Origin of the sequence: Winogradskyella sp. SYSU M77433, from assembly GCF_029911945.1 — a bacterium.
Taxonomy (GTDB): domain Bacteria; phylum Bacteroidota; class Bacteroidia; order Flavobacteriales; family Flavobacteriaceae; genus Winogradskyella.
This window is the reverse complement of the sequence record NZ_JARYTG010000003.1, coordinates 133,460-148,540: the sequence shown is the minus strand read 5'-3', so window position 1 is coordinate 148,540 and position 15,081 is coordinate 133,460. Positions and strand designations below refer to the sequence as shown.

The window sequence follows — 15,081 nt, the reverse complement described above, 5'->3', positions numbered from 1 at the left end:
AAATCCTTATTCCAAATGTGTTCTGAAACTTTTCTTTACACGATCAAAAATTAACTCTATCCTAGATGTTGTAATGTTCTTTATTTTTGAGATATCCTCAAATTCCAAATTACCGAATATATACAAATCAATAATATTAGAAATATTTATAGGAAGCCAACTGTAAAAACGACCAAAGACTTTCTTTGGTTGTTTTACAGATAGGTCATTAACCTCAAAAGCTCTTAAAATAGAGGTTTCCTTATCTTCATACAAATACAATTCATTATCCATATCTTGTCTGTAAGAAATGTCATTTAGTTCAGTGTTTAAGATTAAATCTAAGTCAGCATCTATAGTGTATTCTTCGCCAAGTTTAGCAATTTCATGCCGTCTTATATCATCTGTGCTAATGGTGTTTTTATGAAAAACTTCTTTCTTAAAAAGTTCGTTCATATAGTTATCCACAAGTTTAAAAAGCTCGAGTCTTACCGCTGCGTATTCAGCTTCAATATTAAAGCCATTACTATAAAGTGTAATAATGCATTCATCAATTATACCGTTAGATGAATACATGTTTTTTGGCAAAATGCCTGTAGATTCTGCTATGTAAATTCTGTGTTTTACGTAAGGATGCAAGTGTTGTACTGCGGTTAGCACTTTTTTATCAAATGTAGATTGTGCAGATTTTGCCGAAAGTTCTTTTATTGTGCTCATAACCATAGTTTTTAAATTACTTCTTTAAAGTTACCAATAAAGAAGGTATTCCAATATGATTTTTATCATTTTAACGTAATTGTAAGAGTACTACATTATCGTATCTTTACGCTATGCTAAATGCTTTTAAAAACCATATTGAGGAACAATTTTCCTTTCTAAAAAAATCTCGTCTGGTCATTGCTATTTCTGGCGGGATAGACAGTGTTGCATTGGCGCATCTATGTCATAAACTCAATTTTGATTTTGCTTTAGCACATTGTAATTTTAATTTAAGGGGAAAGGAAAGTGATGCAGATGAAGACTTTGTTTTAGACTTAGGAGAGCAGTTAGATGTTGAAGTTTTTGTTCAGAATTTTGATACTGAAGCCTATGCTGAAGAAAACAAATGTTCTATTCAAATGGCTGCTCGCGAATTACGATATGATTGGTTTTCTGAATTAGCACTACAACTAAACTTCGATTACATTTTAACAGCGCATCATGCAGATGATAATCTTGAAACATTTTTAATCAACTTCACTAGAGGTACAGGACTTAATGGTTTAACAGGAATTCCGGAACTGAATGGAAATATTGCTAGACCCTTATTGCCATTTTCTAGAGAAACAATAGAAGCATACGCAAAAAGTGAAAACATAGCCTGGAGAGAAGATAGTAGTAATTCATCAAGAAAATACCTTCGAAATAAATTAAGGCATGACGTGATTCCAATTCTAAAGGAAATTAATCCTAATGTTTTGGATAGCTTTCAGAATACTTTATCAAACCTAAAGGAAACAGAAGCAATAGTTAATCAAAGTATAAAGGGTTTTCTAAGTAAAGCAATATTAAAAGAAGAAGGAAATACGATAAGCTATGCGGTTTCAGAATTTAAAAAGCAAAATAACCCTAAAGCCTTTTTGTTTGAAGCTTTTAAAGATTGTGGTTTTGCCGAATGGAATGATATTGAAGGTTTACTAGATGCCGAAACAGGAAAATTTATAGCTTCAAGCACGCATAAGCTCACCAAGCATCGTGAATTTTTGATTCTTTCAGATTATCATTCTGAACTTGTTTCAGAATCTCAAAGTGGATTGTTTTTCACAAAGCCAGATGTCGAGATAGGTAAAATTAAAACACCCATCGGTATTTTGTTTTTTGATGAAGCAGAGGCTCTAATGGACAATTCTAAAACCACAATTTACGTAGATGCAGAAAAGCTAAACTATCCTTTAGAACTTAGACTATGGCAAACCGGAGATGTTTTTCATCCTATTGGTATGAAAGGAAAGAAGAAAGTAAGTAAATACCTAAAAGATGAAAAGTTAACACCAAGTGAAAAAGAGAGTACTTGGGTTTTAACTTCAGAAAATAAAATAGTTTGGGTTGTTGGGAGAAGAGCTGATGACCGTTTTAAGGTTACATACCAAACCAAAGAAATTTTAAAAATAGCTTTAACTAAATAATATTGACTCTGATTGTCCCCTTGAGGGGACTTAAGGGGTGTTTTTTGAAATGAGTTTAAATATAAAAGGAAACATAGTAGACATACAAAACCGAAGAATCTATAAAGGAGAAATCACCATAAAAAATGGTAAGATTAAATCAATTATAGAAAAAGACTGCGAAGAAAACCACTACATCTTACCAGGTTTTATAGATGCACATATTCACATAGAAAGCAGTATGTTAGTGCCAAACGAGTTTGCAAAAGTAGCTGTAAAACATGGTACAGTGGCTACAGTTTCCGATCCACACGAAATCGCCAATGTCCTTGGTGTAAAAGGTGTGGAATTTATGATAGAAAACGGAAAACAAACCCCTTTTAAATTCAATTTTGGTGCTCCCTCTTGTGTGCCAGCTACAAGTTTTGAATCGGCTGGAGCTGTTATTGATTCCGAAGACATAAAAACCTTAATGGCAAATCCAGATATTAAGTATTTGGCAGAACTAATGAATTATCCAGGAGTCATTCATGACGATGCTGAAGTGCTTAAGAAAATAGAATGGGCAAAATATTACAACAAGCCAATCGATGGACATGCGCCAGGTTTAATAGGTGAGGATTTAACCAAATATATCTCTGCGGGAATTTCCACCGATCATGAGTGTTTTACCTATGATGAAAGCTTAGAAAAACTTCAAAAGGGTATGAAAGTTATCATCAGAGAAGGTAGTGCTGCTAAAAATTTTGAAGCCTTGATTGGTTTATTAGATGAGCATTACCAAAACATGATGTTCTGTAGTGATGATAAGCATCCAGATGATTTGTTGGTAGGACACATCAATCAACTTTGTGCAAGAGCAGTTGCAAAAGGTAATGATGTTTTTAAGATCCTTCAGGCGGCTTGCGTTAATCCTGTTAAGCATTACAATTTAGATGTTGGTTTGTTGCGAGTTGGAGATACAGCAGATTGTATTATAGTTGAAGATTTAACCGACTTTAAAACCCTTCAAACCTACATTAATGGTGAATTGGTTTATGATAATGGCGAATCTAAAATACAACATGTCAATTTTGAAAATCTAAATAACTTCAATACCAGCAAAAAAAGAGTTGAAGATTTTAGAGTTGAAGCTAATACAACCAAAATAAGAGTTATTGAATGTCTAGACGGAGAATTGGTCACCAATCAAATCATTGAAGATGCCACTATTAAAGATGGCAATTTAGTGTCTAACACAGAAAACGACATCTTAAAAATGACAGTCGTTAACCGTTACCAAAATAATAAACCAGCGATGGCATTTATAAAGAATTTCGGACTAAAAGAAGGCGCAATTGCAAGTTCTGTTGGTCACGATTCACATAATATTATTGCAGTTGGAGTATCTGACGAAGCTATTTGCAAAGCAGTTAATCTTATTATTGAAAATGAAGGTGGCATTTGTGCGGTGAGTAATACAGAACAAAAAGTAGTTGCTCTACCTGTTGCTGGCATTATGAGCGATAAAGACGCTGAGACCATTGGAAGACAGTATTCAGAATTAGATAAAATGGCAAAACAATTAGGCTCTACACTTCACGCACCATATATGAGTTTGTCGTTTATGGCATTGTTGGTGATTCCATCTTTAAAACTCAGTGATAAAGGTCTGTTTGATGGAGGGAAGTTTGAGTTTACGGATTTGGTAGTTAATTAAATCATAAACATTTTAGTCTAATAAAGCTAATCTTCTAAAAGTCTAACAATCTCACTATCTTTAAACCTTTCAAAAAATCAACCCTTATATGATTAAGAATTTTACGCTCATTTTACTACTATGTATCGCTTTAGTTAATTGTAAAGACGAAAAACATCAAGCTCTTGAAAATCCTGAAACTGTTAAGGTTGAAGATACTTTTGTAAAGGATAGTTACACTAAGCAAGAGGTAATGATAGAAATGCGAGACGGAATTAAACTTCATACAACGATCTATTCGCCAAAGGACACCACTAAAACGTATCCTATGTTAATGATGCGTACTCCTTATAGCTGTAGACCTTATGGAGACGATGAATACAGAAGTAAGATAGGTCCAAATAAGTATTTAATGGAAGAAGGAAACATTATGGTCTATCAAGATGTTCGTGGTCGATGGAATAGTGAAGGAGTTTATGATAATATGCGAGCTTATATTCCAAATAAAACAGGAAACGAAACAGATGAAGCCAGTGATACTTACGATACCATTGAATGGTTAGTCAATAATGTTGAAAATAACAATGGCAAGGTTGGTACATATGGTATTTCGTATCCAGGATTTTACACGACGTATTCGCTGTTAGATGCACATCCAGCTTTAAAAGCAGCATCTCCACAAGCGTGTATTGGAGATTTCTTTTTCGATGATTTTATTCATAATGGAGCATTTTTATTGAGCTATTGGAGGGCAACTTCTGTTTTTGGATATATGAAAGATACACCAACAACAGAATCTTGGTATGAATTCCCAGATATAGGTACAGAAGATCAGCATCAGTTTTTCTTAAATAACATGCCATTGAGCAAATTGAATAAGTTTTACGACAGTACCAATGTGTTTATGGGACAGATAAAAACACATGTCACGTATGATGATTTCTGGAAACCTAGAGGTATCATTCAGCATTTAAAAGATATAAAACCAGCAACGATGGTTGTTGGCGGTTTCTTTGATGCCGAAGATTTATATGGCCCTTTCAATACCTACAAAAACATTGAAAAGAATAGTGATAATTACAACACCGTAGTTTTTGGCCCTTGGAGTCATGGTGATTGGGCAAGAAGTTCTGAAAGACAGGTTGTGGGTAATATTCACTTTGGAGATAGTATTTCAGACTATTTTCAAAAGGAAATTGAAACTAAATTCTTTAATCATTTCTTAAAAGGTGAAGGTGATGGCAAAACAGGATTACCAGAAGCACAAATGTTTAATACAGGTACAAAATCATGGCAATCTTTTGAAAGTTGGCCACCAAAAAACACAGCTAAAGAAAGTTACTTTTTACAACCTTACGAGCGTTTAACGCAACGTGCTACAAGAAATATAGCGACGTCAGATTTTATAAGTGATCCAAAGAAACCAGTGCCATACACTGAAGATATTAAAGTTGGATTCACACCACGAAAATTCATGACAGACGATCAGCGTTTTGCATCGAGACGCCCAGATGTACTAACCTTTGAAACTGAAGTTTTAGAAAATGATATTACACTTGCAGGTGATATTTTAGCGAAACTAAACGTATCAACTACAGGAACTGCAGCTGACTGGATTGTAAAAGTAATAGATGTATATCCTTCAGATACAGAGAACACAGACGATGTTCAAGATCATCTAAAATTGAGTAATTACCACATGATGGTACGTAGCGAAGTGTTGCGTGGTCGTTTTAGAAATAGTATGGAAAAACCTGAACCTTTTGTGCCAAATCAAAAAACGGCAGTAAACATTAAGTTGCAAGATGTGTTTCATACGTTCAAAAAAGGACATAAAATTCAGGTACAAGTACAAAGTACATTCTTCCCTTATATAGATGCAAATCCGCAGACGTATGTAGATAACATTTTTGAAGCTAAAGAGGAAGATTTTAAAACGCAAACGCATAAAGTGTTCAACGATTCGTTTATTGAGTTTACAGTTTTGAGATAAACAGTCTTTGAGCTAACTGCCAAAAACTAATAGCCAATAGCTAGAACATGCCAATAATACAATCCACATACAAACCACCATTTTGGGCAAAGAAAAGCTTTGTGTCTACAGTATTTTCAGGATTGGCCAGAACAGTAAATGGAGTAGTGCAAACAAGAGAACGTATTGAGTTAGACGATGGTGATTTTATAGATGTAGATTGGAGTTATGCAGAAAGTCCTTCGGAAAAAGTGATTATCTTACTTCATGGTTTAGAAGGCAATGCGCAACGACCATACATTACAGGAACCGCTAAATTATTCAATAAAAATGGAGTAGATGCTTGCGCTGTAAACTTTAGAGGTTGTAGTGGCGAGCCTAACCGTTTATTTAGAAGTTACCATTCTGGTGCAACGGAAGATTTAGAAGCAGTTATTAACCATATTTTAGAGAAAAATAAATACAGCGACATTTATATAAAAGGTATTAGTTTGGGAGCTAATATGGTTCTAAAATATGCTGGTGAACGTGAGCAATTGCCAACTCAACTCAAAGCAATAATTGCTGTTTCAGTACCCTGTTATTTAAAAGGGTCTTGTGATGCTTTATTAAGCTTAAAGAATAAACACTACGCTATTAATTTTTTAAATCATTTAAAAGGAAAAATAAAACCAAAACTACAGCAATTCCCTCAAAATATATCGATTACGGATTTTAATGAAATTAAAACTTTAATAGACTTTGATCATGTTTATACGTCTAAAGCACATGGTTTTAAAGATGCTTATGATTATTACGAGCAAGCCAGCTGTTTGCAATTTTTACCAAATATTAAGATTCCTACACTTGTCATAAATGCGCTTAATGACTCCTTTTTATCTCCAGAATGCTATCCTGTAAAAGACGCTAAAAATAATCCAAATATCTATTTAGAAATGCCAAAGTATGGAGGGCATGTTGGGTTTATTGATAAACGAAATTTATACTATAATGAGAAGAGGGCTTTGGATTTTATAAAAAACTAAACACGATCTTGCTCTGCTATTCTTAACTGTCACACTGAGCCTGTCGAAGTGCTGTTTCAGAATTTCATATATTACATTATGTTACACACTGAAACAAGTCCAGTGTGACAAGTCATGTTTTTTTATTCTGCTCAATTTTCCTACATTTAAGCAAATCAATTATTTATGCTCAAAAAAGTTTTTGGAAGCGCCGTTTTTGGTGTCGAAGCTACAACGATTACCGTAGAGGTTAATGTAGATAAAGGTGTAGGTTACCATTTGGTCGGACTTCCAGATAATGCCATAAAAGAGAGCAATTACCGTATTGCAGCAGCGTTGCAAAATAACGGTTATAGAATTCCTGGAAAGAAGATTACTATAAACATGGCTCCGGCTGATTTACGTAAAGAAGGCTCGGCTTACGATTTAACTTTGGCCGTTGGAATTTTAACAGCATCTAATCAAATTAAGGCAGAAAATTTAGACGAGTATCTCATTATGGGCGAATTGTCATTAGATGGTAGTTTACAACCTATAAAAGGCGCCTTGCCTATTGCAGTAAAAGCTAGAGAAGAAGGTTTTAAAGGTTTTATTCTGCCAAGTCAGAATGCCAAAGAAGCAGCAATAGTCAACGACTTAAAAGTTTATGGAGTTGATAATATAGAACAGGTTATTAATCATTTCGATAAGGGTGAAACCTTAGAGCAAACCATCATCAATACACGAGAGGAATTCTATAAAAACCTCGATTTCCCTGAGTTTGATTTTGCAGATGTCAAAGGTCAAGAAAGTATAAAGCGTTGTATGGAAATTGCAGCTGCAGGTGGTCATAATATTATTCTTATCGGCCCACCAGGCTCTGGTAAAACCATGTTAGCAAAGCGTTTGCCAAGTATTTTACCACCAATGACACTCCATGAAGCTTTGGAAACGACCAAGATTCATTCGGTGGTGGGGCGTGTAAAAGATCATACAGGTTTAATGGCGCAACGACCATTCAGAAGTCCACATCATACAATTTCAAACGTCGCCTTGGTCGGAGGTGGAAGTTATCCGCAACCTGGTGAAATTTCACTATCGCATAACGGAGTTTTATTTTTAGACGAGTTACCAGAGTTTAAGCGTGAAGTTTTAGAAGTTATGCGTCAACCGTTGGAAGATAGAGAAGTGACCATTTCTAGGGCAAAGTTTACTGTTACTTATCCAAGTTCGTTTATGTTGGTTGCAAGTATGAATCCAAGTCCAGGTGGATATTTTAATGATCCTGATGCACCTGTAACGTCTAGTCCTGCGGAAATGCAACGCTATATGAGCAAAATTTCGGGACCTTTATTAGATCGTATCGATATTCATATTGAAGTGACTCCAGTACCATTTGAAAAACTTTCTGATGACCGAAAAGGCGAATCATCCGTAGATATTAGAAAACGTGTTACATCAGCTCGAGAATTGCAAACCAAACGCTTTGAAGATTTGGAAAATGTGCATTACAATGCTCAAATGAACACCAAACAGATTCGTGAGTTTTGCAAACTAGACGAAGGTTCTCTAGAATTATTAAAATCGGCTATGGAACGCTTAAATCTTTCGGCAAGAGCTTATGACAGAATCTTAAAAGTATCAAGGACTATCGCTGATTTAGAAGGTTCAAATGATGTTACTGGGACACATATAAGCGAGGCTATACAATACCGTAGTTTGGATAGAGATGGCTGGTTAGGTTAATTTTTTTTTAAAATTTACTGCAACCTTTTGTGCTTTTTTCATCTTTTAAGAAAACCAATATTATGAAGCATAAAATTTTACCTCTAGTTCTTTTTGTTGCAGTGTGTTTGCCTTTCACTAGTTGTGATAAAGGTGATGATGGATTGTCAGATCCAGTTTCAGTTACAGTACCTATCATTAAGTCAAAATCTGAGTTCAGAAATTCAATAGCAATCAGTAGTGCTCAACCTACTAATTCAGATGGAAAAATCTATGTTTATGGTGATTTACTATTTTATATAGCGCAAAATTCAGGTATACATATTTTTGATAATCAAAATCCTGCCTCACCGCAAAATCTTTCATTTATTCAACTAGAAGGAGTCAATGATATTTCTGTAAAAAATGATATTCTTTATGCTGATAACTATATGGATTTGGTAGTTTTTGATATTAGCGATATTTCTAATATACAAATGGTTAATGTAGAGGAAGATATGTTGCCTTATTATGCCACATATCCAAATGATGTATCTTTTTTTCAGGATAATATTTATCCAACATCAGAAGACGAATTTATAGCAAGTTTTACTACAATACAGATGGAAAGAAGCGATGCTGAAAATAATCCTCACATATACCAGTGGGAGACGAGTATTTTTCTTGGGAATTTTGATGGAGCAGTCTCAGGAAATGAAGTTGGTGTTGGAGGTTCATATGCTAAATTTCAAATTCTTAATAATGCTCTATATACTATAAATGACTATTCGTTATTGACGTTTGATATCACGAATTATAATGCCATTACGCAGGTTTCCGAAACTTGGATGAATGCTTGGTTTGGTGGCGAATTAGAAACGACCTTTATTAGAAAAAACTTTATGTTCATTGGTGCTACAAATGGTATGCATATCGTAAGTTTGGAGGATGTGTTTAATCCGGTTTACACTTCTTCATTTTTGCATGCTACGGGTTGTGATCCTGTTGTGGTAGAAGAAAACACTGCCTATATCACAGTGAGAGGCGGAAATAGTTGTGGTGCAATAGAAGACCAAGTTAATGTTATAGATGTTACCGATATTTCATCACCAATAGAATATTCTACTTATTTTTTATCAAGTCCCTACGGATTGGGAGTTAAAAGTGATATTCTCTATGTATGCAATGATGATGGTATTAATGTTTTTAATGCTGAAAACCCTAATCAGATAGTTTTAGAAAACACTTATGATGTAAACGCAAAAGATGTTATTCCGTTGTCATCTCACCTTATAGCTGTAGGTGAAAATGTGATTCATCAATTCAATTATACAGATAATTTCGGACTAGAATTAATAGGTAGTGTTCAATTTTAAATCAAAATTTTAGCGAAATAACCTGAATTAAAAATCTCAATATGAAATAGTTGTTGATGTTTCAACTGTAAATATTAATACATTTATAATATCGATAAACCTGTAGACTAAGACCAACTTGGATAACAAATTAAACCCACTCATACGAAAATGTATAGAGAACGATAGTGAAGCGCAGCGAGAGTTGTACCAGCTGCTTTCACCTGTCCTGTATGGGATTTGTCTAAAATATATGAAAAATAAAACTGAAGCTGATGATGTTTTTCAAGATGCATTTATAACGCTTTTTCAAAAAATAAATCAGTATCAATTTAAAGGAAGTTTTGAAGGTTGGGCAAAACGCATATTTGTAAACGAAGCTTTAGAAGTATTGCGTAAAAAACAGCGTCGACTGCATGTAGCGGTTGATACTGAGATTCAGATTGAAGATACCTGCGAAAAAAGTAATGAAAACAGAAAGTTTTCTATATCGCAAAATGAATTGTTAGAGCATATTCAGCAATTACCAGATAATTATAGAGTGATTTTTAATCTTTTTGTTTTTGAAGGTTTTAGTCACAAAGCAATTGCTGAAAAATTGAATATGGCAGAGGGAACATCAAAGTCATTACTAAGCAGAGCAAAAAGCCTGTTAAGATCAAAAATTAATGAAAAAACAAGTAAAAAAGTATCATGAAGAAAGATGATATTGAAGACATATACAGTGAATTAAAGTCCTTTACCAAAGAGCCGCCTGAAGAGCTATGGGACAATATAGAGGCACGTCTACATCCTAAGAAGAAGCGTAGAGTAGCTTTTTGGTTTTGGGGTTCGGCTGCTGCAGTTTTGGTATTAATGTTCGGATATGTGTTTTATGATTCCGTAAACCCGAATATTGTTATACCGATAAAGGATTCTGAGAATCAGATTTCAAACATACAGCAACCTAATGTAGAGTCAAATGAAGTTAAATCTGAGACAGATAAAATAAAGGAAGACAGTGTTAGCGAAATAGATAAAGATTCATTGCAAATAAGAAACAAAGAAGCTAATGAAGCGTTACAACGAAAAATAAATGAAAGTCAATTAGCTTCTAAAGATAATTCTGCTAAGCAGATTAATAATCAAGAAAAAAATAAGCGCAATGAGAAATTATTGAATGAAGGTTTAAAAGGTGTAAGTAAAGTAGCTAATATTACTGATGATGATAATCTGAATGGTAAAGAAGGAGAACAACTAAAAAGTAAAGAAAGTATTCTTGATTTGTCAATAGTACATAAAAAGTTGCTTGATGAAACTAAAATAACTGTTATCGCAGAAGTAGATTCATTAGTAACAGAGAAAAAAGAAGGAAAATTAGATTTGTATAAAGAATTAATGGCAGAAAACAATCATGAAAAAGATTCGTTACTCACTAAAATTGCAGATAATTCAAAATGGTCCATGGAGGTTTTGGGAGGTCTATCTAATACTGCTTCTGATGCATCGTTGCAAGGTACATCAGTAAATACTGAAGCAATAAACAGCTTTGTGTATACCTTTAAAGTAGGTTATGCTATTTCGGATAAGCTTTTAGTAAAAACAGGTGTCGGGAAAAATAGTTTAGGTCAAGAGATTAATAATATTGTTTATGGGACATCAGATAGTTCGTTTAGTCCTTCTAATGGTGCTCAATCTATAGTAAGTGATCAGTCCTTTGTTTTTTATGCGTCTCCAGATTTAATTACTGATTTTACGTCATCCGTAGAGTATAATGAAAATGGTAGATTACAGCAACAGCTCGATTATATTCAAGTGCCTTTGGAAATTTTCTATAAATTATTTTCGAAGGAAACGTATGATATTTCTCTAGGCCTTGGTGGAAATGTGAATTTTATAACGAATAATATAGCTTATTTAAACAATGAAGAAATAGGTGAAAATATAGGTGTTAATAATACAGTGCTAGGCGCTACTATAAATTCAAACTTTTCATATAATCTAACCAAAAAAACTATTCTATTTTTTGAACCAAGTTATAACTACTTTCAAAAACCTATAGATAATACAGCGCAAGATTTTAAAAACACGCAATTGAGGCTTCTTTTTGGTTTGAGATTTCAGCTTTAAACATAGTATTATACATATTTAAAACCTGGTTTTGATGTAGAATTACATTTTAACGTATTTTTACTAACATCTTATTTAGTCCTATGAAATACGTTTACTACATTCTCATTTTATCAACATTTCTTAATTGTCAAAATTCTCATGAAACAAAAAGGGATATCGAAGTTGATACTAAAATCACTAAGGTTGAATCCCCAAAATTAAATTTGGAGCAAGCCAATCGCTTAGCACAATTGCCAATTCACTGTATCAATACTGAATATCCAAACAAGTTAGGGCAGACTATAGGAAGTGATGAGGATTTAAAATCACCTCAAGAATTGCATCCAGCGTTTTATGGTTGTTTCGATTGGCATTCTGCTGTTCATGGGCATTGGAGTTTAGTAAAACTGTTGAAGGAGTTTCCAAAGTTGAATAATCGTGATGAAGTCATTCAAAAATTATTAGCTAACATTTCAAAAGAAAATATTCAGCAAGAAGTTCTTTATTTTCAAGGAAAGCACAATACATCATACGAACGTACTTATGGTTGGGCTTGGTTGCTTAAACTGGCAGAAGAATTACATACTTGGAATCACCCTGAAGCTAAGGTTTTAGAAGAAAATCTTCAATCTTTAACAGATTTAATAATACAACGTTATTTAGAATTTTTACCAAAGCTAAATTATCCAATTAGAGTAGGAGAGCATCCTAATACTGCTTTTGGGTTAAGTTTTGCTTACGATTATGCGGTAGCCGTAAATCATGTAGAACTGAAAAACTTAATAGAAAAACGTGCTAAAGATTTTTATACAGAAGATCAAGATTGTCCTTTGGAATGGGAGCCGAGTGGTTTTGATTTTTTGTCGCCTTGTTTAGAGGAAGCTGCTTTAATGAGGCGCGTATTACCAAATGAAGAATTTTTAACTTGGGTAAACGATTTTCTTCCAGAGCTTAAAGATGAAAGCTTCAATATTGAAGTCGGTAGAGTTTCGGATAGAACCGATGGGAAATTGGTGCATTTAGATGGGGTTAACTTTTCAAGAGCATGGAGTTTAAATTATATTGCGAAAGACTTACCTGAGTTTGCTCATCTTCAAAATTTAGCAAACAAGCATATTAATTATTCCTTGCCAAGCATTGTTGGTGATAGTTATGAAGGAGGTCATTGGCTCGGAAGTTTTGCTATTTATGCTTTAAATTCAATAGGAAACTAATGAAAAACTGGTTCCGAAATATTGGACCAGGACCATTAGTTGCAGCAGCTTTTATTGGTCCAGGTACCGTAACGGTTTGCACTTTGGCAGGTGTTAATTTTGGTTATGCATTGCTTTGGGCAATGGTATTATCCATCTTTGCAACCGTAGTATTACAAGAAATGGCGGCGAGATTAGGTATAGTATCTCAAAAAGGTTTGTCTGAGGTTATTCGAGAAGAGATTAAAAACCCAATTATAAAAAGCTTTAGTGTTGTTTTGATTCTTAGTGCTGTTGTGGTTGGAAATGCAGCTTATGAAGCTGGAAATATCAGTGGAGGCGCTTTAGGATTAGAAACGATATTAGGAAGCCTTTCGGTTTCAATCGTTGGTTTGGAACTTAAAATTTTACCATTGTTGATTGGTTTAGTTGCTTTTGTGCTGCTTTACTTGGGCAATTACAAGGTAATTGAGAGAGCCTTGGTGGCTATGGTGATTTTAATGAGCTTATCATTTTTGATTACAGCAATAATGACGAAACCAAATTTATCAGCCGTATTCAAAAATATGGTTTTACCCAATTTTCCTGAAAAGAGCATTTTGACTATAGTCGGAATAATAGGTACAACCGTTGTGCCTTATAATTTGTTTTTGCATGCCTCGCTATCTAAAACTAAGTGGCACTCAAAAAGTGATATTACTTTCGCGAGAAAAGACACGATTATAGCTGTTGTGCTAGGAGGTATTGTTTCTATGTGTGTCATTATTTCTGCTTCAGCAATACAAACCGAGGATATTGCAAACGCAGCAGATTTAGCTAAAGGCTTAGAGCCGCTCTTTGGAGTAAATGCTAAATATTTTTTATCCATTGGCTTGTTTGCGGCAGGCATTACAAGTTCTATTACTGCTCCACTTGCTGCAGCTTATGTGGCAACAGGTTGCTTAGGATGGAAAGCCGATTTAAAATCGTTACCTTTTAGAGCGGTTTGGATGTTTATCGTTTTGCTTGGAGTGGTATTTTCTTCCATAGGTTTTAAATCTATAGAGATTATAAAGTTTGCTCAAGTAGCTAATGGATTGTTGTTACCTATCATAGCTGGTTTTTTATTGTGGGTGGTGAATAAGTCTTCGGTTTTAGGTGCTTATAAAAACTCAAAAGTTCAAAATCTATTAGGTGTCATTATTTTGTTTATTACTATATTTTTGGGAATGAAAGGAATATTAAGTGTTTTTAATGTTATATGAATTCAAAAACTATTGATATAAATGCAGATGTAGGAGAGGGATTAGGTAATGAAGCTGGTTTAATGCCTTTTTTATCCTCATGCAATATTGCTTGTGGTGGTCACGCAGGAGATATAGAGACTATGACTGAAGTTATGCGCTTAGCAAATAAGCATTATGTAAAAATTGGCGCACATCTTTCGTTTCCTGATAAAGAAAACTTTGGAAGGGCTATAATGAAATTGTCATCTACAGACTTGTACAATAGTTTGAAAGCGCAAATTAGAAGTTTGCAGAGTGTGCTTCAGAAAGAAAAAGCTCAATTACATCATGTTAAACCTCATGGAGCTTTATATAATCTTGCGGCTAAGGATGAAAAAACGGCAAAAGTAATTGTTGAGGTTGTAAAGCGTTTAGAGTTGTCATTATCGATATATGCTCCTTTTAATTCCGAATTAGCACGAGTAGCAAAACAGGAAAATATAGAAGTGGTTTTTGAGGCTTTTGCGGATAGGAATTATAATGATGATTTATCCTTGGTGTCTCGGCAAAATAACGATGCTGTTATCTCTGATAAGGTTGAAGTTTTGAACCATATATTATATATGAAAAACCATGAAAAAGTAAAGACTGTAAATGGGGCAGAGGTGTCATTAAAGGCATCAACGTTTTGCGTTCATGGAGATACTGAAAACGCTCTAGAAATTTTACGTTTTTTAAATGAGGAATTGCCAAAAAAGAATATCAAAATTCGTTAGT

12 protein-coding genes are annotated in these 15,081 nt (G+C 34.1%); 11 read left to right on the top strand and 1 reads right to left on the bottom strand.

Annotated elements, in window-relative coordinates:
* Nucleotides 1-6: 6 nt before the first annotated feature.
* Complete coding sequence (locus tag QGM60_RS06685) at nucleotides 7-696, bottom strand: hypothetical protein (RefSeq protein WP_281139467.1); 690 nt, start codon at nucleotides 694-696, stop codon at nucleotides 7-9.
* 113 nt (nucleotides 697-809) lie between these two features.
* Between QGM60_RS06685 and tilS the strand changes: the two genes are divergently transcribed.
* The 11 genes from tilS (at nucleotide 810) to pxpA (ending at nucleotide 15,080) form a co-directional block, all read left to right on the top strand.
* Nucleotides 810-2,144 (top strand): tRNA lysidine(34) synthetase TilS, encoded by a 1,335-nt coding sequence (gene tilS, locus QGM60_RS06680; RefSeq protein WP_281139466.1) that lies wholly within the window; start codon nucleotides 810-812, stop codon nucleotides 2,142-2,144.
* Nucleotides 2,145-2,193: 49 nt separating this feature from the next.
* Nucleotides 2,194-3,822, top strand: coding sequence for an adenine deaminase (ade, locus tag QGM60_RS06675; RefSeq protein ID WP_281139465.1), 1,629 nt, complete (start codon nucleotides 2,194-2,196; stop codon nucleotides 3,820-3,822).
* An 88-nt stretch (nucleotides 3,823-3,910) separates the two neighbouring features.
* Entirely contained in the window at nucleotides 3,911-5,794 is a 1,884-nt protein-coding gene (locus QGM60_RS06670) for a CocE/NonD family hydrolase (RefSeq protein ID WP_281139464.1), read from the top strand.
* A gap of 47 nt (nucleotides 5,795-5,841) precedes the next feature.
* A complete protein-coding gene (locus tag QGM60_RS06665) occupies nucleotides 5,842-6,798 on the top strand; it encodes an alpha/beta fold hydrolase (protein WP_281139463.1) in 957 nt (318 codons plus the stop codon).
* Between the two features lie 165 nt (nucleotides 6,799-6,963).
* The gene (locus QGM60_RS06660; protein ID WP_281139462.1) at nucleotides 6,964-8,502 is read left to right on the top strand and encodes a YifB family Mg chelatase-like AAA ATPase; all 1,539 of its coding nucleotides are present in this window, start codon (nucleotides 6,964-6,966) and stop codon (nucleotides 8,500-8,502) included.
* Nucleotides 8,503-8,564: 62 nt separating this feature from the next.
* Nucleotides 8,565-9,836 (top strand): hypothetical protein, encoded by a 1,272-nt coding sequence (locus tag QGM60_RS06655; protein WP_281139461.1) that lies wholly within the window; start codon nucleotides 8,565-8,567, stop codon nucleotides 9,834-9,836.
* Nucleotides 9,837-9,954: 118 nt separating this feature from the next.
* A complete protein-coding gene (locus QGM60_RS06650) occupies nucleotides 9,955-10,512 on the top strand; it encodes a sigma-70 family RNA polymerase sigma factor (RefSeq protein WP_281139460.1) in 558 nt (185 codons plus the stop codon).
* The gene (locus QGM60_RS06645; protein WP_281139459.1) at nucleotides 10,509-11,924 is read left to right on the top strand and encodes a hypothetical protein; all 1,416 of its coding nucleotides are present in this window, start codon (nucleotides 10,509-10,511) and stop codon (nucleotides 11,922-11,924) included. Before QGM60_RS06650 ends, QGM60_RS06645 begins: the two co-directional genes overlap by 4 nt.
* 83 nt (nucleotides 11,925-12,007) lie before the next feature.
* Entirely contained in the window at nucleotides 12,008-13,120 is a 1,113-nt protein-coding gene (locus QGM60_RS06640) for a DUF2891 domain-containing protein (protein ID WP_281139458.1), read from the top strand.
* A complete protein-coding gene (locus tag QGM60_RS06635) occupies nucleotides 13,120-14,343 on the top strand; it encodes an Nramp family divalent metal transporter (protein ID WP_281139457.1) in 1,224 nt (407 codons plus the stop codon). The genes QGM60_RS06640 and QGM60_RS06635 overlap by 1 nt, the downstream gene beginning before the upstream one ends.
* Nucleotides 14,340-15,080: a 5-oxoprolinase subunit PxpA gene (gene pxpA / locus QGM60_RS06630; RefSeq protein ID WP_281139456.1), complete on the top strand. Its 741-nt coding sequence runs from the start codon at nucleotides 14,340-14,342 to the stop codon at nucleotides 15,078-15,080. The genes QGM60_RS06635 and pxpA overlap by 4 nt, the downstream gene beginning before the upstream one ends.
* The last annotated feature ends 1 nt before the right edge of the window (nucleotide 15,081 follow it).